This is a genomic window from Idiomarina fontislapidosi, assembly GCF_003226255.1.
GTDB classification, from domain to species: Bacteria; Pseudomonadota; Gammaproteobacteria; order Enterobacterales; family Alteromonadaceae; genus Idiomarina; species Idiomarina fontislapidosi.
In genome coordinates this window covers 23,174-42,472 of the sequence record NZ_QJST01000001.1, presented here as the reverse complement: position 1 = coordinate 42,472, position 19,299 = coordinate 23,174, and the positions used below count along the sequence as shown (strand labels likewise).

Here is a 19,299-nt window from a genome sequence, read left to right as displayed (position 1 = left end):
ACTTCATTTGGATTGTTATGACTGAATATCAGCTTTCAAAGGATTTACACCGCATCGCGCTCGGTGATAATTCAGCGTTCGAACGATTTTATCAAGCAACGTCTCCGCGGCTCATGAGCGTCAGTTATGCAATATTGCGCGAGCGCACATTAGCAGAAGAAGCGTTACAAGATACCTACTTAAAAATCTGGCATGCCGCATCCGATTACCGCAGTGATGCCGGTTCAGTGATGTGTTGGATCACCAGCATGGTGCGTTACCGCGCCATTGATATGCTCAGACACGCCCGCCGCCAGCCGTTAACCAGTCAGGATATCGAGCAACTGCTCGATCAACAGGGTGGCGACGCGCTGCCAGTAACCGCCGCTGACACCGATAAACTGGAACATTGCATGTCCGACCTTGATGGCACGCAACGCCAGTCCATTCATCTGGCATTTTTGTATGGACTCAGTCATCGCGAAGTCAGTGATTACTTAGGTGAAGCGCTGGGCTCGATAAAAAGTTGGATACGCCGAGGTCTCGAGAGTTTAAAGAGGTGCCTGCAATCATGAACTATCACCATAATGATGAACTCATCGAAGGGCTCGCTCAGCGCTACGTGACCGGATTGATGCGTGGTCAAGCACGCGCACGCTTTCGTAGTCTAGTCAGCGAGTACCCGCGTATCGCACAGCAAGTCACCCTCTGGGAACAGCACCTCAATGGGCTTGCCGATCAGCTCAAACCAATGCAGCCACAACCGAAGGTTTGGCAAAACATTCAGCAACGGTTGTTTACTACAACGCGCACAAGTAATCCGTTTTGGCGTATCTTTGGCGGTCTCGCCGCCGTCACCGCTGCTGTTTTATTAATTGTAGTGATTCAGCTACAAACGCAAATCCCAGAAGTACCAGTAGTTGATCGCATTGCCCTGATCAAAGACGAGCAGCAGCTCACATTATGGGTACTCAACGTAAAGCCCGACAGCATCAAGGTAACCCCGCAGCCCAATGTCGAGGCACGTAACGATAAAGATTACGAGCTATGGATGTTGCCTAAAGACGGCAGCGCCCCCGTTTCACTGGGGCTACTACCCGAATCGTCGACGGCAAAGGCGTTGGACCCACCAGCGGAATTTCAGCTAGCACAAGTGGGCGCTTTAGCGGTCAGTCTTGAGCCTACCGGCGGCTCGACCACCGGCGCACCCACGGGACCCGTGCTCTACACAACAGATATCATAACTTTGTAAAAATAATTTAGATTTTTTGCATCCAAAGCCCTCTCTGGTTCGGATAGGTAATGAATACCTATAAAAATCAGAGAGGGTTGTTATGAAAAACACAGTATTTAAACAGTCTGCACTCGCCGGCGCTATCGCACTGACCGTATCCGCCGTGGGCGTTGTTGCTACTTTTAACGTAAATGCATCCAGTCACCGCGAAGCACCTAACATTTCGCGCTTTCCAGCACTCGATTCAACCGACTTCTATTTATTCAACAGCTATGAACCTGGACGCGAGGACTACATCACAGCGATCGCCAACTATGTCCCTTTGCAAGACGCCTATGGCGGTCCTAACTACTTCGCGATGGATCCTGCTGCGGTTTATGCGATCCACTTTGACAGTGATGGCGACGCACAAGAAGACCTCACGTTTGAGTTCCGATTTGACCACACCTTACCTAATGGCGGCGTCAAATTGCCTGTCGGTGATAAAACCGTCAGCGTTCCACTCAAATTAATCGGTCAAGTATCGGCGATGGACCAAAGCGCACTGAACTTTAATGAGCAGTATCAGGTTAATGTCATCAGTGGTGGCCAAATGTCGGGTACCTCAGCACCGGTAACGACCACCGGCGGCGCAGAATCATTCACTAAGCCGATTGCCTTTGTCGGTGAGAAAACCTTTGGCAGTGCAGCCGGTTACGCAGATTACGCGAACCAGTACGTGTATGAAATTAACGTGCCTAACTGTTCAGCTCCGGGCCGTCTATTTGTTGGTCAACGCAAAGACCCCTTTGTGGTTAACTTGGGTGAAACCTTCGACTTGGTCAACTATGTTCCAATCGAAGCGGGCGCCTTCCCGGGTGGTATCGAGCAAAGTGACGCCAACGACGACCTCGCCGACAAAAACGTCAATACCATTGCACTTGAACTGCCTAAAAGCTGTGTGACAGGCGACGGCAACGGTGTTGTCGGTGCGTGGACCACCGCTCATGTTCCACAAGCACGTTTACAAAACCCAAATGCCAACTTCGAAAAACCCGAAGTAAACGGGGGTGCACTGGTGCAAGTTTCACGCTTGAGCTCGCCGTTGGTCAACGAACTCGTCATCGGCATTGATGATAAAGACACATTCAACTCTGCACATCCGAGCGAAGACGGTCAATTTGCCGATTACGTCACCCATCCTACCTTACCGGTTATTTTAGATGTGCTGTTCAACGAGCCAGTGAACGCCACATTGGGAACCAGTATTGAGTCGCTTGCACCTAGCAATTACCCACGTACCGATCTAGTGGCGGCGTTTTTAACCGGCTTTGAAGGTGTGAACCAACAAGCATCGGTCACGGCATCAGAGATGTTGCGCTTAAACACCGCGATTCCAGCCACACCGGCCGATCAACAATCCGCGTTCGGTGTTGCTGGTGATGACTTAGCAGGCTTCCCAAATGGTCGTCGCCCGGGTGATGACGTGGTGGATATCGCCTTACGTGTGGTTATGGGTGCCTTGTGTCACGACATCCCGGTTAACGGCGAACCAACCAATCTAGGCTTCTGTACACCGGATCAAGCGCCTGTCGGCAACGTACCCTTTACCGATGGTGCCCCGATTGATGCGAGCTATATCGATACGCAGTTCCCGTACTTAAAAACCCCGATTGCTGGCTCACCTAACCAGTAAGCTGAGGAGGGATAAATTATGAAAACGTTATATACGCTCTCTCTCGCGGCTGCAGCTGTGCTTCTTGCCAGCTGCGGCGGCGATAGCGACGATAACCTGCCACCGGCAGCACGCGACGCTAACTATACGGTCGAAGCCGACACCACATTGATGGAGCAGTTGAATGGCTTTGACGGTAATGACGATGAACTGACCTACTCTGTCGCTTCCGATGTTGATGTTGGCGAATTAACGGTGAGCCAAGACGGTTCGTTTAGCTACACTCCGCCGCTTGAATACACTGGCGCGGCGATGTTTAGTTACAGCGTAACCGACGGTGAGTTTAGTGATACCGGTAATGTCACCATCACGGTTGAAGCACAAACTGTATCAACCGCCAACTATGTGCGTGATGCGTTTACCCAAGATCCTCGTGATGAACCATTATCCGTTAACGGACGTGAGTTTACCGATGATGTCGCCGATACCGCTGAGTTTGCCGATCTGGTGTCGGAGGGTCAGCAATGATGTTAAGTGCCTTGATTTTGATGACGGGCCTTATCAGCGCACCATCGGATCAAAGCGAATTACTGTGGCAGCCTGAGGCTGCCACAGTGCCTACCGATATCTCGCAGGCTGAAACGGCCTACCAGCAACAACCCGATAATATCGATTTGGCGGCCGATTTGCTTGATAAATACTTGCGCGAGGCGCGGATAGAACAAGGGCACTATTTTCTTAATCGTGCCAATGAATTGATTACTGACGTCGGTTCAACACACACGGATCGCGATTGGTTGATTGCCGTCGCCGATACGTTGCAGTACCAACATAATTTCGCACAGGCGCGTAACGTGCTGGATCGCGTGCTGAGCGAGACGCCCCGCGATACCCGTGCACACCTGATGCTGGCACGCATCGCACTCACCCTTAACGAAACCGATGTCGCTCAACAACACTGTACCGCATTGCTAGGTAGCACGGCGTTAGGGATTGTTTCGACCTGCTTGCTTGAGGTTCAAGGACGCGCTGGCGATCTTGAACGTGCCTACACGCAACTCAAACAATTACATCAGCAACAACCGAAGGCGGCTCAATCAGCGATCGCTCACTGGCGTTTACAGATTTTAACCGAGCAAGCCTTATTATTAGGTGACTACGAGGCGGCACAACAATGGACAGCAGCGATGCCGGCACCCTTGCATGTGGTGGATCAAAAACGCCGCTTAGACAGTTACCTCTGGGACGCCGATGCGCAGGTGCCTCAATCGCTCATCGCCGATTGCCAACACACTCCGGTAGATAGCATTACTATCCGTTTAGCCTGGGCTGAAAAACGCAACCAACACGGTGAGTGTTGGCAAGATTATGCGCGCGAGCGTATGCAATTGCGTGTAATGCGCGGCGAAAAACTGCACAGCGCCGACATTGCTTACTACTTTACGTATGTTGAGCCCGACGCTGAACAAGCAATGTACTGGGCGCAACAAAACATCGATGTGGCACAGGAGCCCTTCGATTATCGTCTACTCTCAGCGGCCGAAGCGCTGCAACCCAACCAGGAGTCCGCACCATGAATGCTGTTCGCAGGGTTTTCTTTGCACTGGTATTGCTCACTGGCGCACTACCGACAACGCAAGCGCACACCTTCAGCACGTCGTTTATTAACATTAGAGCGCAAGCCGAAGGCCTCACTATTCGCTGGCAACTGACCTTTCACGATCTCGTCGCATTGAATCAGGCGTGGATGCCCGAAGCCGGAATCAGTGGCGAGCTACTCAACAATAATCTCGATCAGCTACAACGCTTTGCGCAGCAAATGTTGGTGTTACAAGCGGGTTCCGATCGGTGTCAACTTGAGCTCAGTGATGAATCACCTTGGTCGACCATAACCTTTGCCCGCGAACAGTATATTGTCCTGTCGCTAAACGGCAACTGCCAAGCGGATGCCTTTTCACAACTCGCAATTGATGGCGTGTGGCAAGAACTCCCCGACCACAAAATTATCGTCGAAGGCGATGTGCTCGGCAAAGCCCCCCGCCACGTGCTAGACCAAAACACCCCACAATTCACCCGGTAGCGTGCGCATTGTGCGCACGGTCCGATCTGCATGTCGCGCGTAACGTGCGCATTTTGCGCACGGTCCAATCTGCACGTCGCGCGTAACGTGCGCATTTTGCGCACGGTCCGATCTGCACGTCGCGCACAATGCGCGACTTACGCCCATGGGACGATATCCGGCACCGACGTAGCGTGCGCATCCTGCGCACGGTCCAATCTGCATGTCGCGCACAATGCGCGACCTACGCCCATGGGACGATATCCGGCACCGACGTAGCGTGCGCATCCTGCGCACGGTCCAATCTGCATGTCGCGCACAATGCGCGACCTACCACACCGACGTAACGTGCGCATCCTGCGCACGATCCAATCTGCACGTTGCGATAACATTTGTATAGTCATATTGGATAAAATCGATTAGCATTTAGGTTTGGCGTTAATTTGATGTGACTATGCAACTAAAACGGACGATTTCAGCTTCGGTCATTATTAACGTTGCGGTAGCGACGTTATTCGGCGCAATAGCAACGCTGGTGCAACCCTACTTCCTGCCCCCCAGCCAACTTCCACTGCTATCCGCCACGTGCGTTATTGCAGGCTTTATGGTCAGCGCCATTTACTTCGGTTATGTATTGCAAAAATATTGGCTTACCCGACTGGCAGGCGCCGCGCTGTTTGTCTTTGGGATAATTCTACTGTTCGTTGAGCCCATCACCCTCGCCCTATCCAACGGTATGCCGCCGCTCACCATGCGGTTATTTGTGTTAATGGCGGGCGCCACGTTTTGCGTATTTAAAGTCGCCGGACTTTATCGCGCGCTCGGTCTGGCAACCAGTATCTACGGTCTTGTCGTCGGTGTATTCGACTTGTACTGTCTGTTCACCATGGACGCCACCCTCGCCAGCCAGCTAAATGTGTTCGAGGTCTCCTTATGTGCGTTTGTCATCACGGTCGTATCCGCGACACTGCTGGCGATGGAATGGTCAGACGAATATAACTACACCATGCTTTCACCGACCAGTTGGCTGACCATCTCACTGACACAGTTCACCGTCGCATGTCTTTGGACTTACGTATCAACGAGCCAAATCAACAAGATTTTAGAGGTCGGCGACTTCATCACCATGAGCGACCCGATTCTGATTGCCGCGCAAACCAGCTTAATGGTTTACTTCGTCGGCTTCGTGTTTTCTATCGTGCTCACCTTCGCATTTTTTACCAACACACGTCTTCGCGTAGAAAAAGACAAAATTAGTTATATCGCGCAACATGACAGCACTACAGGCCTGTACCGACGCTCCTATCTCGAACAGTACATTCAAAACCACTTAGATAATCACGGTCACTCCGGCTGGGTAATATTTATCGACTTAGATGGCTTCAAACCAATCAATGATAGCCTCGGGCAAAGCACCGGAAACATTGTTCTTACAACCATCGCAAAGCGGCTGCTCGACGACAAACCTCATTTTGCCAAAGTCGCTCGTTTTAGCAGTGATGAGTTCATCATCTTCGTAAAAACCGTTAAAGACTTTAAAGTTGAAGACTACTGCCAACAGTTAATAAACCTCATCCGTGAAAAAATCGCCATCGATGAGTTTTACCTGCATGTCACCGCAAGTTTGGGTGTTTATCGCATCGAAAACCGTGAAACCAGTGCCGAAGACGCCATTCAACGCGCCGATGTTGCGATGAGTTCAGCTAAAAAATTAGGTGGCAATAACTTTGTGCTCTATCAGGATAAAATGGCGAAGCACTACCACGAAGCCCTCTGTTTACGTAATCGCTTGCAGATAGCTCTCGATAACAACCAGTTAGATGTGCACTATCAGCCCATTATCGATGCCCAGTCGGGAGGAATTAAAGCCGTTGAGGCACTGGCGCGTTGGCCGCAACAAGACGGCAGCTTTATCTCGCCAGGTAAGTTTATACCGGTTGCCGAGCAAACAGGACAGATCACACAACTGAGTCAATTCGTGATGTCAAAAGCCATTCGCGATATGGCACCTATGTGCCGAAAGCACGGTATCCGTCTGTCACTCAACCTGTCTGTGCAGCAGTTTCATCAGACCGATATAGCACAAGACCTGATTAATCTGTGCAAAACATATCACTTCAATCCGTCAGATCTGTGCGCTGAGCTCACCGAAAGTGTAGTCGCCAAAGACATCAAACTTGTAAAACAGAAGCTCACAACCTTAAATGAGGCGGGTATTCAAATTGCGATTGATGATTTCGGTACGGGGTATAGCAGTTTGTCCTACCTGAGCGATTTACCTATCGACATTCTCAAAATCGATAAATCGTTCACAGACCAAGTCACACAGGCAAATACCGAGTATCCGCTAGTTGACTCGATAATTTATATGGCGCAACAGCTCAACAAAACAATTGTTGTGGAAGGCATAGAGGATGCAGTGCAGCACGATTATTTTAGTGCCCGAGGATGCCATTATTTACAAGGCTTTAAATTCTACAAACCCATGCCCCTGGCAGACCTCAACATCGCGTAGCGTGCGCATTTTGCGCACGAAAAGATACGCACGTCGCGCGTAACGTGCGCATTTTGCGCACGGTCCAATCTGCACGTCGCGCGTAGCGTGCGCATTTTGCGCACGGTCCGATCCCCACGTCGCGCACAATGCGCGACCTACCACACCGACGTAACGTGCGCATTTTGCGCACGAAAAGATCTGCACGTCGCGCACAATGCGCGACCTACCACACCGACGTAGCGTGCGCATCCTGCGCACGAAAAGAGCCCCACGTCGCGCACAATGCGCGACCTACGCGAAATCGCTGCTTAAACAATCACGGCCGCGATATTTTGCTTTGTAAAGCTGTTCGTCGGCGCGGTTGTAAATGGCACGAAAATCATCGCCCTCGACGTTGAATGTAGCACCAATACTCACCGTGGTGGTTATTTCTGTTTGGCAGAGCTTAAACGGCTTTTGTTGAACCAACTGACGGAGACGATTAAGCGTAGCATGAGCACGGGTGGTGTTACTCTCGTTCAAAATAACCACGAACTCCTCCCCACCCAGCCGCGCAATAATGTCCGTTTTACGCAAGCCCTCTTTTACACGTTGCGCCAGCTGCATTAACACTTCATCACCCGCCTCATGGCCGTAACTGTCATTAACACGCTTAAAATAATCAATATCGATAAGCGCAAATACAAACTCACCAGGTTGCATGATAAACAGCTGCTTCGTTACGTAACGGGTAATAAACGAACGGTTCGCTAAACCTGTTAACTCATCGGTTTGAGCAAAAACCTCCAATTCCGACTTTTCCGCGTGCAACGACTTCACGAGCTTATGTTCATTCAACAGCATTTGTATCGACTTAGTCAGGATCTGAAACGTTTCTAACTCGAGCGAACTAAACTCATTTTCGCGAGCCGATGGGCTCGAAAAACTCAAGGTGCCCCATAAATGACCATTTAAATACAAGGGTGCACCAATGTAAGTTTCAAAATTAAACTGCTGATAGCTCGGGTGGTTACGATACACTGGGCACTCAGAGGCTTTTACCGTGTAGGTAGTTGCCTTGTTATTTAGCGTCACTGAACAATAGGTTTGCCCCAAGCTTAATTCTGTTTCGGGGTCAATCGGAGCTAAGCGAGAGTGGACCCATTTAATGATATAGCAGTCGTCGATCGCCTTGCTGACCAAACCAACATCCAGCCCCAAATAGTCGCAACCTTCTTGCAGTACCATATTGATCGCCTCGCTGCGATCGGGCCCTCGGTTTTCGTGGGTTGCTGCGGTATACACTCGCTTCAATAAATGCAGCACCGCATTATTAGCCGTCTCGTCAGAGATGAGTACAAAAAAACCGTTGACCACACCCGCGTCGTGATCAATATAAGGAATATATCGGGCACTCCAATAGCGTACACGCCCATCACGCAAACGAATGTGCTTAGAAAAATGGCATTTATCGCCGGCTAAGGCTCGATTCTGAAATTCAAATACATCGCCAAGTGAGTCCTCACTAAAAATATCAGCGACGTGTTTTCCTTCGATAGGCTCTTCGAGGTCTAAAAACTTTTCATAAGCGGGGTTGATATAGCGATAAATTTTGTCTTTATCAATGTAAGCGACAAATTCGTCAGCAATATCCAATAATTTTTTCTCGTAACTCATCCAACTCCAACGTCCAGTCCGTTGCTATTTCCCGAGGTCAGCAGATACATCTATCAACATATCGCTAATTCCCAAATCCTTTTGGGATCGAGAAGTATACAAGCAAAATCTAAAGTTGCCAAAAAATGATTGACCTATGTCAACAACGTAACTTTTATCAAAGCTTACAGGCGAGCACAACAACCAATCTGTCTTTTTAATGTATCAAAAAGTTCATAAAAAACTGTTGAACTATCTTTACATAAAATTTACATTAGCCAAAAATATTAGATAACAACTTATTAATAAACACCTATTGCTAGTTTCTTTAACCCCGAGGGATTAATTATGAACAAATGGATCTTGGCGCCTACGCTTGCCGCAATTCTTGCAACTTCCGGCTGTATGTCTAACGGGTCAGGTAACGAACAGGCAGCAACAATGAACCGTGTTGATGCTATCGCTACATTATCTGAAAACATTGAGAAAGTTGGCTTCAATCGGGTCGAGGTCAGTCCTGGTGTCGATGAAGTGCTAAATATTTGCGCGTCAATTTTAGAGCGCCAATACAGTGTGATGGATGAATACCGCACACAAGCAGAAAATCACGCTGATGTACAAGCCTTTTTGTATGCTCACCAAGGCAAAACCCCCGAACAGCTGCAATTAGCTATCACCGAGTTCGATGCGGGAGCGACTTCAGAGGAAGACAAAATTGGTCCTAAAATTGTGGCATATCAAGCCTCGATTGATGAGGTCACTCAGCGTAATACCCAATTAGGTATCGAGCTTACTGCACAGCTAATCAAATTGGGTTATCTAACCAGTCAGTACGGTGGTGAAATTGCTAAAGCGACCGCGGCCAATTGGCTTGGCGGTATGATGAAAGCAGATGACGAGCGCACCGCTGACAATGATGTTGCCTTGGCGATATTGCGTGCTAAAGACCAGTTAGAGCTGGCTTCGGATGCAAACGAATTAATTTCGTTAGAGCAAGAAACCATCGAGGCTATCGATGGCTTGCAAGAAGAACTCGAAGCCAAAGGCTAAACGTGCGTATATCTGCGTTAACGCTAGCAGTGGTGTCACTGTTAGCGTTCAGTACGCCACTGCATGCGCAAGATCAACCGCAGTGGGTCACTGAGCTGCCTTCTTCTGATCGTGACACTTATCGGGCTGTGGCGACCGCTGAAACTCATGCGCAAGCAACACAAACCGCGCTCGCTGCAATTGCAGAGCAGGTTGCCGTGTCCTTGCGCAGCGAGTCATTGAGTGTATACGACAAGCAAACCAGCGCACAGGGCACGGATACGCAAAGCCAATTCAGCCTGACGGTGGCTGGACAATCAGTGCCGCTGCAGTTCAGTAATATAGCGCCCGAACAAAGCTACCGCCACGCCGACGGCACAGTCAGTGTCAAAGTGGCAGTTAAAAAAGCCGCTGTTCACGATTTCCTGAAGAACCAAATTGATCAATACAGCGAATTACGATTCCCGACACAAGCCGATTCGCAACAACAGTTATTATGGTTGCTTCGCTACAAGCAGCCGTTGCAGACGGCCAACGCTTACGCCCTTGCGTTAGCACAGCTCGACCCCTCGCAAACAGATAACCCATTTAACCAGCAGCTGGTTGAGTTAACACGCGTTGAACAATCACTGGGACTGCGAGTGATAGCGAGCCGAGATTTAAACGTCATAGCGGGCGTGATTCAGCGAAACACCCCATCGCAGAGTCAACCTGACTTATGGCTGCAACTTGAGCAACAGGCACAACAACGCCAAAGCAATACGGGTTATTTACACCGCCAACAGTTAATTGCGTCGGTTACCGAGCCACAGTCGCCCTTTCGTCAGTTACACCAACAAATTATCGAAGTCATCGGCACCGGAGCGACTCCCGAAGACGCGGCTACCGATGCTCAGAATCAACTTAAAGCAATGGTCGCACAACCCGTTTCAAACTGGTTGTTCGACGCCAGTATAGAATAGGAAAACCTCATGAAGAACACGTTAAAAATTGCCTTATCCCTTGCAGCTGTCGCGGTGTTATCGGCCTGCCAAACCACCCAACCCGCGCAACAAACGCAAACAGGTCAAGTCAGTAATCGTGCTTCCAACGCGATCATCGCAAAAAGTGCTTATCGGTTTGAAGATGACGACATCAAAGTACCCGCTTACTTTGATACTCAAGGATTAGCGAACTGTACGTTTGATCGCAGCAACGAAAACGACAATTGCCCGCTAAAAAAACCCATCGTACGCATGTACTTTAGCGGCACCGATGTTGGCGGCGAAGGTCAAGGCGTTGATGCCCTGCGCGAATACGATGACAGTCAGCTACTCAAAATGCTCGAAAACCAATTCGCAGGCATCAACCGCTTCCGCATCGTGACTCGAGATGACAGCGTTATAAGCGAAGAAAAACAACTTCAACTTGAGCAGCAAGGCGCTACGTCGGTGGCGAACAGAGCTGCTGAACGTCGTGTTTTACAACCTGACTATGTGGTTAAACTCGATACCCTTCGTACGGTAAAAAATGAGGGCAGCATCACAGGTTGGATGGACTACACCCTCGAATTAACGGCAGCAACCATCGACCCCTACACACGTGAAATGTTGTCTTACCCGAACCTTGGCAAAATCCGCGTTAAATCCGAGGATGTGCGTGACCGCAGCGAGCTCAAGTATGTCATGGCAAACAACCGCTATGTCAGTGGTTACCGCTACTTCGATAGCGCACATGTCAACGCGGTGATCAACGATATGGCATCTCGCGGCATCGATATTTTGCTCACACGTATGCTGTCAGAAATGCCGGCAACCGCCCAAGTACTCGGGATCAAGGGCAATCAAATCAGCCTCGATCGCGGTCAAAACGCGGGTGTGCTCCCTAATGAAACCATGATCATCTTTCAATACAGCGCCGGGTTTGTTGAGCCTATCGGGGTTGCCAACGTTAACCCATCACGCAACAGTGCAATGGGCGAAATGACATTATGGAAGGACTCCTCGCTCGCCGACACGATTTCTGCGCAGGCAGAAGCCGGCATTTATCGCCCCTCCAATAGTGCTAAGATTTTTGCTGTATCCGTCGGTACGCCAGCGAACTTCTTGGAGAACCGTACATGATTAAAGCAACCGGAGTTAAATCCGCGTTGCTGACACTCGCCGTTGGCTTGCCTGCGGTGAGTGTACAGGCGCAAGATCTAAATGTGCTGCTCAACGGCGCCATTGAGGCAGAGCACTGTGCCTACGGGCGCGGTGCGAGTGCCATTGAGCAAGCAAAAACCGAAGCGCTGGCTGAAATTGCTCGCGCAGTTCAGTCAGGTAAAGTGCTTAGCATTGCTAATACCTATGAACAAATGGATACGGCAAGCTCAACTTGGCTTCAACAGTTAAGCGACATGGCACAAGCAGGCTATGATATGCGCGGTCTGCGAACCAATACCTCAAAGCCCCGCTTAGAAGGTTCAGATACGTGTGTAACCGTGAGCCTCAACAAGCAACCACTGGGCACCGCAAGCACCGACAGCGGTAGCTGGGATGATGCGCAAACCACCGTCTCAGTGACTGTCGTTGGTGAGGGCTGGCGCGATGATAAACAAGGTATGAGCGCACGCGAAGTCGCTGAGCTAGACGCACTGCGTCGTGCCATCTCACAGGTTGTCGGCGTATGGCTTACAGAGCAACGCACACAGTACTCAAATACCGTGAGTCACACGAACAATACCAGTGACAACTTCGCCATGAATGATTTTGTAGCCCGTCAGTTGCAAACAAAATCCGCCGGAATGGTCAAACAATGGCAGTTAATCGATTCAAAACAACTCGCCAATAACGGCATTGAGGTCACCATCCGTGCCGATGTCGAAAAACAAAAAGTTGAACTCGCCACGTCCCATATCATGCAGCAAATCGGCTCTCCGCGTGTCGCTGTAGCAGCCCCGGCGCCGCTCGACAGTGAACTCAAGCGCTGGTTGTCGCAGCAAGGAGTGGAGTTGAGCGACAATGCCAACCTCATACTGCGTGCCAAGCCTCGCTTGATAGAGCGTGCCGGAACAGCGCGTCTTGATCTGCGTGTGCAAGTAACCGACCAAGCAGGAAATGTTTACGGTGAGTGGCAAAATGACCCCGCTTTATTGTCACTGCCAAACGGACCGAACGCTTTGTACGACCTCATCGATGTTCATCTCGCTTTAGAGCCACAACAACAAGCTCTGAGCAAACAACTAGGTGATGCATTCATGCGTGTCGTACAAGAAGGCGGACTCGTACATGATGTGTACATCAACAGTCGCTATTTAGCTCAGCCCGAACGTTTATCTGGCGTGCTATCAACACTTGGAGGCGCGCAGGATGTCAGCATCTCCAACAACGGTGAATTCTATAAAGCGCAACTGCGTTTTAGCGGTAAAACGGGTGACCTGGTTGCTGCCTTACAGCAATCTTTGCAGCCTATCACCGCGACAGAATTGCCCAAGGCGGTTATCGCCAATGAATTCACCATACGATTTAATTAGTAAGACCATAAAGGACAATATATGAAACGCACCTTACTTGGCCTCGCGATTATCGCAGGCATCAGCGGCGCCGCCCAAGCACAAGATTTTGACTTAACCGACTTAACGCCAGCACGCCCTGGGCAAGAAGTTGAGAGCACATCAACAGTCACCGAAGGCAATGTCGTGGTGGGGAGTGACGAAAAAGAAGCCGTTGCTGTCGCACACCAACAATTAGTCGATAATAGCGAAGATGGTATCCGTCTAATCCAAGTCGGTAGTGGCACAGGCATTTTGTCGATTGGTAGCGCGTTTTACCAAACGTACGACAATATGAACGCCACCTTGTTGTCTAAGCGAGCAGCATACAACCAAGCGGCACTCATTGCGAAACGTCAGCTCGTATCTAACGGTAAAGGCGTCGACGTAACCTGTAATAACTTAGCTGAACTGACCATGGACGCTATCGATACCGGCACCGATTCAGTGGCGAACGAAACATCCGCGATGAAAGAACGATGTGTCGAATCAGTCAACGGTTCATTGGCAGGCTACGTGACATATGACGTATACGATGATGTCGAGAGCAACCAAGTACGCATTAGCTTAATTTCAACACCCAAAACGCGTTCGCAAGTGCGTGAAAATGCAGGCGCAGCGATTGTGACCAGTGATCCTAACGAACTGTTCAAGCAGATCGTTACCGATATTAACACCGGTGTGTTGCCCCCCATGGGCGCAAAGATCCTGACGCACGCTGACACGGGCGAAGTCATTTTGATGGGCTACGGCTCAGCGATCGTTCGCAACAACGATAACCCTCGTGTTGCAAAACGTCTTAAAGATGTTGCTAAGCGTCAATCGGAAACCCGCGCACGTGCGGCCTTACTCGGCACCATGAAAGGTGAAGAAGTCTATTGGCAAGGTGGCTTTAACGAGGAGCAGCTCGAAAGCACTCAACAATTTGAGTATACCGATCCCAACTTAGACGATCCAACACGTGTGAAAAAGCTCGACAATGATCGCACACAATTCATGAACCAATTAAAAGCAAGTGATGAATACCAAGCGATTGCTCGAGGTACTCTCCCTGCTGGCGTGCAAACACGTAACTTTGTCAGCGCCGACGGTCATTGGCAATACACCGTTGCGGTGCACTCACCCACCTTTGAAGCGATCGCAAAAGAAGCACAACGCGAAATGCAAGGACGCGGTAGTGCGCAGAAGGACAGTTCAGGTCGCGCTATCAACGTTTATGGTGGTGATAACGACAAAGCAGCCAACCCACAAGGCGCGTCAGGTAAAGTTTCTGACGACGATAACTTGTAATGGCGAATTGTTTGATAAAACCAGCGATATTTGCGGTTTGCGGGTGGGTTGCGCTTAGCAGCTCATCCGCCACTGCCAATGAGCTAACCCTTTTAAACCGTTATCAACAACAAACGACATCGGATGGCGTGGCAGTCAAGGCTGAACAAGATCTTCCGGCACAAGTTGACCAAAAAGCCTGCCGTTTGCTGTTAAGTAAACCTCAACGCCTTCAGTTAAAAGCCGAACTCAGCGAGACGCTGGGCTTTGAAATTGCCGACAATGTAAGTTTTTTTGCCGGTCGTATCGATAACGAAAAGCTCTGGACAGCCGATGGCTGGCAACATTGCAGTGGCAACGTGGTGGTTGAAAATAAGGCACTTAACTTAGCTGCACTCGCCGTGCGCGCCGCCTGGCAAATGCAAGGTCAATTGGATCAGACGCAATTAAAGCAGCTATTACAATTAAGTTTAAGTGAGTCGTACAGCAGTGCCGATGCCGTGGCTCTGATTGCACACCTCGCCCCCGAGCCGCGTCAGTTTGCTTATCTACAACAGAACTTACAGCCCGAGCAGCTTACCTTGGATACTGCCAAATACAGTGCCGCACGATTATATTTTAATCAGCAAGACTACGGGCAAAGTATCACTATCGCATCGACCTGCGAAAGTATCGACTGTCAGCGGTTACGCGTGCAAGCAGAGCAAAAGAAGGAACAACAAGATGCCGATAAAGCGTTCGACTTGGACAGCTATTTTAATCCTTAATCCGCTTGCACTCTCCGCGTTAGCACAAGACACGGCGGCTGAAGAGGATGCATTCGCACAATTTGCCGCACAGCAGCAAGCCGAGTTCGAGCAATTTGAGCGTGAGCATTGGCAAGCCTTTGAACAGTTCGTCAACGAGTGGCGTGAGGCTGAGGCAGCCTACAAAGAGCAACTTGCGGAAGTTTGGGAAGATCCCGAACTCAGCGATAGAACGCGTTATATTCAGTACAGCGACGACGTCTCAGAACGCACAGTCGTCGATTATGAAGCCAACACGGTAACCGTCGAGGTGCAAGGTCGCCTAACTCAGGCACAACTTCGCCAAAAACTGCAACAGCAGCTCACTAAACTCGCGCGTACCACCGTGAGCAGCGCGCTTAAGTCAGACCCGGTGATTAAACAGTTACCAAAGCCCGTACAACAACAGATCACAGTCGAAAACAGTACGCCAATCATCGAAACCGAAACCGAAGCCGAAGCGAGTCGCGAAGAACCCGCTCAAGACCAACTCGAGACCACGGCTAGCACCAGCAAAATCACTGTTCAGTTGCCACCCACGAGTCAACAAGCACGCATCAAGCGCGTATTGCCAACAGTCGAGGTCTACGCACAAAAGCATGGCTTATCACCTGCGTTAATTTTGGCGATTATTCATACCGAATCGAGCTTTAATCCAATGGCCCGCTCGCATATTCCGGCGTTTGGTCTGATGCAAATTGTGCCAACCTCAGCAGGTAAGGATATCAGTGACTTTTTATACGGCGAGCAGCAGCTGTTCAGCCCTGCCTATTTGTTTGATCCCGATAATAATATCCAAGCGGGTAGTGTGTATTATTATTTGCTCAGTCGCCGTTATTTTAAAGCCGTGCGCAACGACGAAGTGCGAGAACTCTTATCTATTGCCGCCTACAATACAGGCCCGGGCAACGTCGCCCGCACTTTTGGCAGCGACTATTCTCTTGCTGAGGCGAGTGCAGCCGCTAATCAAATGACGCGCGAGCAAGCTTATCAACATTTAATGACATACTTGCCCGCACAAGAAACTAAAAATTATCTGCGTAAAATTACGCAGCGCCAAATCAATTATCAACAAATGATGGAAGCCTTCTAATGAAAAAGACTCTACTTGTACTTAGCGTAACAGGACTATTAGCAGCCTGTTCATCACAACCGCAACAACCCACCGAGCAGCAAATGCAGCAACAAGCACAACAGCAAACCAATCGCGATGTGCAAAAAGTTACAGGCAACGTCAATGACACTGCGCCAGGCTGGGTTTTCAACCCTCAATCGGATAAAGGGCTCGCCGCTTCTTCATGTGTTGATTGGTCGGGCAATATGGCCGTTGATAAACCGCAGGCGATCGCCGCTGCACGTGCCGATCTGACACAACAGATTCAAGTTAAAGCCAGCGTATTGGATAAGCTCTACAACCGTAAAGTGCAAGCCGAAGATGGCAGTTCAGTAGGCGCTACGTTTGAGCAGGTCTCAAAACAAGTCGCCAGCGAGACGCTTGTTGGTAGCACACCCGAAGAGATGTCAATGGCGCGCATTGATGGCAAAAAATACCTCTGTGCCTTAGTCGTACTCGACGAAACACGCGATACCTTTGATGCAATTATCGACGCCTCAAAACGCACCATCGATCCCCAATCAAAAGAAGCACTCTACGAAGAGTTCCGCGCCCAAAAAGCAATGAAAGAACTCGAAGCAGAACTGTAGGTCGCGCCTTTGGCGCGACAGCCCATGCTCCATATCACCGCCCGGCGTAAGTCGCGCCTTTGGCGCGACAGCCCATCTTCGGCGCGACAGCCCAAACTTTCTTTTTTCGCAAAAAAATGCACAATACAGGGCATCTGCTCAAAATAACGGAAGCCCTCATGGCAAAGCAAGAAAGCATCGTGCTCGAAGCACCCACCGAATCCAATAAAGTATTGCTACATTCATGCTGCGCACCTTGCGCCGGCGACGTCATGCAACGCATGGTTGATGCCGGTATCGACATCACGATCTTCTTCTACAACCCCAATATTCATCCAGAGAAAGAGTATTTAATTCGTAAAGAAGAAAACATTCGCTTTGCCGAAAAGCTTGGCATTCCATTTATTGACGCCGACTATGATAGCCAAAACTGGTTTGAGCGCGTGCGTGGATTAGAGTGGGAGCCAGAGCGTGGGGAGCGTTGCACCGTCTGTTTTGACATGCGATTTGAACGTACAGCCTTGTACGCTCATGAACATGGTTTTGATGTGATCACTAGTTGCTTAGGTATCTCGCGCTGGAAAAACATGCAACAAATCAACGACTGCGGCGAGCGCGCGGCAGCCCGTTATGACGACGTCACTTACTGGACTTTCAACTGGCGCAAGCAAGGCGGTTCGAGCAGAATGGTAGAGCTGGCAAAGCGCGAACGCTTTTACCAGCAAGAATACTGCGGTTGCATATATTCACTACGCGACACCAATCGTTGGCGCGTGAAAAACGACCGCAAGCGCATCGAAATCGGCGTCCAATATTACGAGTAGGTCGCGCCGCCCGTCGACGTACGTCGCGCCTTTGGCGCGACACGCGGATTGCCCCGTGCGCAAAATGCGCACGCTGCGTTACCGCTTCAACTCACCCGAAGACGATTCGATGTGCGCACGTACGAACCATTGGAACTGCTCTAAATCACCAAGTTGGCCAGTCAGCACATCTTCCGATACAGGATCAATTTCGCTCAGCGCTTCAATCGCTTTGCGGTGATCGCCATTTACGCCGTTGTAAACCTTATCGAGTTCCGATAAATGCTCAGCGACCAAGCCCTTACCGATAGAATAATCTTTCCACGAACGCTTTTTAACAATCGCTTCGGGTGTTCCTTCTGGCACACCACCTAAGGTCGCGATCCGCTCCGCGATCGTATCCGTCATCTCGCGTACCGCATCGACCTGCGGGTCGAGCATCTCATGCACGCCGATAAAGTTCGGACCCACCACGTTCCAGTGAACATGCTTTAAAGTAAGCTGAAGATCGATAAGCGCAACTAAGCGGTCATCGAGTAGAGCGATAGCCTTTTGAGCAGCATCCTCTTTTAAACCAGGTGCAGTAAATCCAGCGACTTTTGCATTCTCAGTATTGCTCATGATTCCTCCTTCCTTTAAATTTCGTACACATATTCCTACGGCACCATCCACCGATTGGATCGATCGCGTAGCGTGCGCCTTGGGCGCACGGGCGATATCTGACGTCGCGCACCATGCGCGACCTACCACGGCGGCGGTATCGAACACCGGCGTAACGTGCGCATTTTGCGCACGGGGCGATATCTGACGTCGCGCACCATGCGCGACCTACGTATGACGGCCGTACCGACCACCGGTGTAACGTGCGCCTTTGGCGCACGGGGCGAAATCGGCCGTCGCGCACCATGCGCGACCTACCACGGCGGCGGTATCAACCACCGGCGTAACGTGCGCCTTGGGCGCACGGGACAATCCCCAACGTCGCGCACAATGCGCGACCTACACACCGGCGGTATCGAGCACCGGCGTAGCGTGCGCCTTTGGCGCACGGGCGGCATCTGACGTCGCGCACAATGCGCGACCTACCACGGCGGCGGTATCAACCACCGGCGTAACGTGCGCCTTGGGCGCACGGGGCGATATCTAGTGTCGCGCACAATG

General features: G+C 50.4%; 20 protein-coding genes. 17 read left to right on the top strand and 3 right to left on the bottom strand.

What is annotated here, in order from left to right:
• The first annotated feature begins 17 nt into the window (after positions 1-17).
• The 6 genes from DFP83_RS00230 to DFP83_RS00205 all read left to right on the top strand — a co-directional run bounded on the left by DFP83_RS00230 (position 18) and on the right by DFP83_RS00205 (position 4,947).
• Positions 18-554 carry a sigma-70 family RNA polymerase sigma factor gene (locus tag DFP83_RS00230; RefSeq protein WP_110572009.1) on the top strand — a complete coding sequence of 179 codons (537 nt, stop codon included), beginning with the start codon at positions 18-20 and terminating at the stop codon, positions 552-554.
• On the top strand, positions 551-1,231 hold the full coding sequence (locus DFP83_RS00225) for an anti-sigma factor (protein ID WP_110572007.1): 681 nt from the start codon (positions 551-553) through the stop codon (positions 1,229-1,231). Before DFP83_RS00230 ends, DFP83_RS00225 begins: the two co-directional genes overlap by 4 nt.
• Before the next feature lie 82 nt (positions 1,232-1,313).
• Complete coding sequence (locus DFP83_RS00220; RefSeq protein WP_110572005.1) at positions 1,314-2,888, top strand: DUF4331 domain-containing protein; 1,575 nt, start codon at positions 1,314-1,316, stop codon at positions 2,886-2,888.
• Between the two features lie 18 nt (positions 2,889-2,906).
• Positions 2,907-3,395 (top strand): Ig-like domain-containing protein, encoded by a 489-nt coding sequence (locus DFP83_RS00215; protein ID WP_110572003.1) that lies wholly within the window; start codon positions 2,907-2,909, stop codon positions 3,393-3,395.
• Entirely contained in the window at positions 3,392-4,444 is a 1,053-nt protein-coding gene (locus DFP83_RS00210; protein WP_110572001.1) for a tetratricopeptide repeat protein, read from the top strand. Before DFP83_RS00215 ends, DFP83_RS00210 begins: the two co-directional genes overlap by 4 nt.
• Entirely contained in the window at positions 4,441-4,947 is a 507-nt protein-coding gene (locus tag DFP83_RS00205; RefSeq protein ID WP_110572000.1) for a hypothetical protein, read from the top strand. The genes DFP83_RS00210 and DFP83_RS00205 overlap by 4 nt, the downstream gene beginning before the upstream one ends.
• 137 nt (positions 4,948-5,084) lie before the next feature.
• Here DFP83_RS00205 and DFP83_RS13480 read toward each other — a convergent pair whose 3' ends face one another.
• A complete protein-coding gene (locus DFP83_RS13480) occupies positions 5,085-5,330 on the bottom strand; it encodes a hypothetical protein (protein ID WP_126753126.1) in 246 nt (81 codons plus the stop codon).
• 50 nt (positions 5,331-5,380) lie between these two features.
• On the opposite strand from DFP83_RS13480, the gene DFP83_RS00200 reads away from it, so the two are divergent.
• Positions 5,381-7,441, top strand: a complete 2,061-nt coding sequence (locus DFP83_RS00200; RefSeq protein ID WP_110571998.1) for a putative bifunctional diguanylate cyclase/phosphodiesterase — start codon at positions 5,381-5,383, stop codon at positions 7,439-7,441.
• 273 nt (positions 7,442-7,714) lie between these two features.
• Here the strand turns inward: DFP83_RS00200 and DFP83_RS00195 are convergent, their stop codons facing one another.
• The gene (locus DFP83_RS00195; protein ID WP_110571996.1) at positions 7,715-9,079 is read right to left on the bottom strand and encodes a sensor domain-containing diguanylate cyclase; all 1,365 of its coding nucleotides are present in this window, start codon (positions 9,077-9,079) and stop codon (positions 7,715-7,717) included.
• Positions 9,080-9,406: 327 nt separating this feature from the next.
• On the opposite strand from DFP83_RS00195, the gene DFP83_RS00190 reads away from it, so the two are divergent.
• The 9 genes from DFP83_RS00190 to DFP83_RS00150 all read left to right on the top strand — a co-directional run bounded on the left by DFP83_RS00190 (position 9,407) and on the right by DFP83_RS00150 (position 18,159).
• A complete protein-coding gene (locus DFP83_RS00190; RefSeq protein WP_110571993.1) occupies positions 9,407-10,108 on the top strand; it encodes a hypothetical protein in 702 nt (233 codons plus the stop codon).
• A gap of 2 nt (positions 10,109-10,110) precedes the next feature.
• Positions 10,111-11,049: a hypothetical protein gene (locus tag DFP83_RS00185; RefSeq protein ID WP_110571991.1), complete on the top strand. Its 939-nt coding sequence runs from the start codon at positions 10,111-10,113 to the stop codon at positions 11,047-11,049.
• Positions 11,050-11,058: 9 nt separating this feature from the next.
• On the top strand, positions 11,059-12,189 hold the full coding sequence (locus tag DFP83_RS00180; protein ID WP_110571989.1) for a hypothetical protein: 1,131 nt from the start codon (positions 11,059-11,061) through the stop codon (positions 12,187-12,189).
• Entirely contained in the window at positions 12,186-13,580 is a 1,395-nt protein-coding gene (locus DFP83_RS00175) for a hypothetical protein (protein WP_110571987.1), read from the top strand. The genes DFP83_RS00180 and DFP83_RS00175 overlap by 4 nt, the downstream gene beginning before the upstream one ends.
• 21 nt (positions 13,581-13,601) lie before the next feature.
• Positions 13,602-14,888, top strand: a complete 1,287-nt coding sequence (locus DFP83_RS00170) for a hypothetical protein (protein WP_110571985.1) — start codon at positions 13,602-13,604, stop codon at positions 14,886-14,888.
• Complete coding sequence (locus DFP83_RS00165) at positions 14,888-15,634, top strand: hypothetical protein (RefSeq protein ID WP_110571983.1); 747 nt, start codon at positions 14,888-14,890, stop codon at positions 15,632-15,634. The genes DFP83_RS00170 and DFP83_RS00165 overlap by 1 nt, the downstream gene beginning before the upstream one ends.
• Positions 15,591-16,745, top strand: a complete 1,155-nt coding sequence (locus DFP83_RS00160; protein ID WP_110571981.1) for a transglycosylase SLT domain-containing protein — start codon at positions 15,591-15,593, stop codon at positions 16,743-16,745. Before DFP83_RS00165 ends, DFP83_RS00160 begins: the two co-directional genes overlap by 44 nt.
• Positions 16,745-17,356 carry an LPP20 family lipoprotein gene (locus DFP83_RS00155; protein ID WP_220025577.1) on the top strand — a complete coding sequence of 204 codons (612 nt, stop codon included), beginning with the start codon at positions 16,745-16,747 and terminating at the stop codon, positions 17,354-17,356. Before DFP83_RS00160 ends, DFP83_RS00155 begins: the two co-directional genes overlap by 1 nt.
• A 158-nt stretch (positions 17,357-17,514) precedes the next feature.
• The gene (locus DFP83_RS00150) at positions 17,515-18,159 is read left to right on the top strand and encodes an epoxyqueuosine reductase QueH (protein ID WP_110571979.1); all 645 of its coding nucleotides are present in this window, start codon (positions 17,515-17,517) and stop codon (positions 18,157-18,159) included.
• A gap of 78 nt (positions 18,160-18,237) precedes the next feature.
• Here the strand turns inward: DFP83_RS00150 and dps are convergent, their stop codons facing one another.
• Positions 18,238-18,759, bottom strand: coding sequence for a DNA starvation/stationary phase protection protein Dps (gene dps, locus DFP83_RS00145; RefSeq protein ID WP_110571976.1), 522 nt, complete (start codon positions 18,757-18,759; stop codon positions 18,238-18,240).
• A gap of 334 nt (positions 18,760-19,093) precedes the next feature.
• Between dps and DFP83_RS00140 the strand changes: the two genes are divergently transcribed.
• The gene (locus DFP83_RS00140) at positions 19,094-19,285 is read left to right on the top strand and encodes a hypothetical protein (RefSeq protein ID WP_126753125.1); all 192 of its coding nucleotides are present in this window, start codon (positions 19,094-19,096) and stop codon (positions 19,283-19,285) included.
• Positions 19,286-19,299: the final 14 nt, after the last annotated feature.

Coding starts and splice junctions, on each gene's coding strand:
- DFP83_RS00155 (WP_220025577.1), top strand. CDS start 16,745: ATGAAAAAGACTCTACTTGTACTTAGCGTAACAGGACTATTAGCAGCC.
- DFP83_RS00205 (WP_110572000.1), top strand. CDS start 4,441: ATGAATGCTGTTCGCAGGGTTTTCTTTGCACTGGTATTGCTCACTGGC.
- DFP83_RS00195 (WP_110571996.1), bottom strand. CDS start 9,079: ATGAGTTACGAGAAAAAATTATTGGATATTGCTGACGAATTTGTCGCT.
- DFP83_RS00220 (WP_110572005.1), top strand. CDS start 1,314: ATGAAAAACACAGTATTTAAACAGTCTGCACTCGCCGGCGCTATCGCA.
- DFP83_RS00175 (WP_110571987.1), top strand. CDS start 12,186: ATGATTAAAGCAACCGGAGTTAAATCCGCGTTGCTGACACTCGCCGTT.
- DFP83_RS00165 (WP_110571983.1), top strand. CDS start 14,888: ATGGCGAATTGTTTGATAAAACCAGCGATATTTGCGGTTTGCGGGTGG.
- DFP83_RS00200 (WP_110571998.1), top strand. CDS start 5,381: ATGCAACTAAAACGGACGATTTCAGCTTCGGTCATTATTAACGTTGCG.
- DFP83_RS00225 (WP_110572007.1), top strand. CDS start 551: ATGAACTATCACCATAATGATGAACTCATCGAAGGGCTCGCTCAGCGC.
- DFP83_RS00230 (WP_110572009.1), top strand. CDS start 18: ATGACTGAATATCAGCTTTCAAAGGATTTACACCGCATCGCGCTCGGT.
- DFP83_RS00150 (WP_110571979.1), top strand. CDS start 17,515: ATGGCAAAGCAAGAAAGCATCGTGCTCGAAGCACCCACCGAATCCAAT.
- DFP83_RS13480 (WP_126753126.1), bottom strand. CDS start 5,330: ATGACTATACAAATGTTATCGCAACGTGCAGATTGGATCGTGCGCAGG.
- DFP83_RS00210 (WP_110572001.1), top strand. CDS start 3,392: ATGATGTTAAGTGCCTTGATTTTGATGACGGGCCTTATCAGCGCACCA.
- DFP83_RS00180 (WP_110571989.1), top strand. CDS start 11,059: ATGAAGAACACGTTAAAAATTGCCTTATCCCTTGCAGCTGTCGCGGTG.
- DFP83_RS00160 (WP_110571981.1), top strand. CDS start 15,591: ATGCCGATAAAGCGTTCGACTTGGACAGCTATTTTAATCCTTAATCCG.
- DFP83_RS00170 (WP_110571985.1), top strand. CDS start 13,602: ATGAAACGCACCTTACTTGGCCTCGCGATTATCGCAGGCATCAGCGGC.
- DFP83_RS00190 (WP_110571993.1), top strand. CDS start 9,407: ATGAACAAATGGATCTTGGCGCCTACGCTTGCCGCAATTCTTGCAACT.
- dps (WP_110571976.1), bottom strand. CDS start 18,759: ATGAGCAATACTGAGAATGCAAAAGTCGCTGGATTTACTGCACCTGGT.
- DFP83_RS00215 (WP_110572003.1), top strand. CDS start 2,907: ATGAAAACGTTATATACGCTCTCTCTCGCGGCTGCAGCTGTGCTTCTT.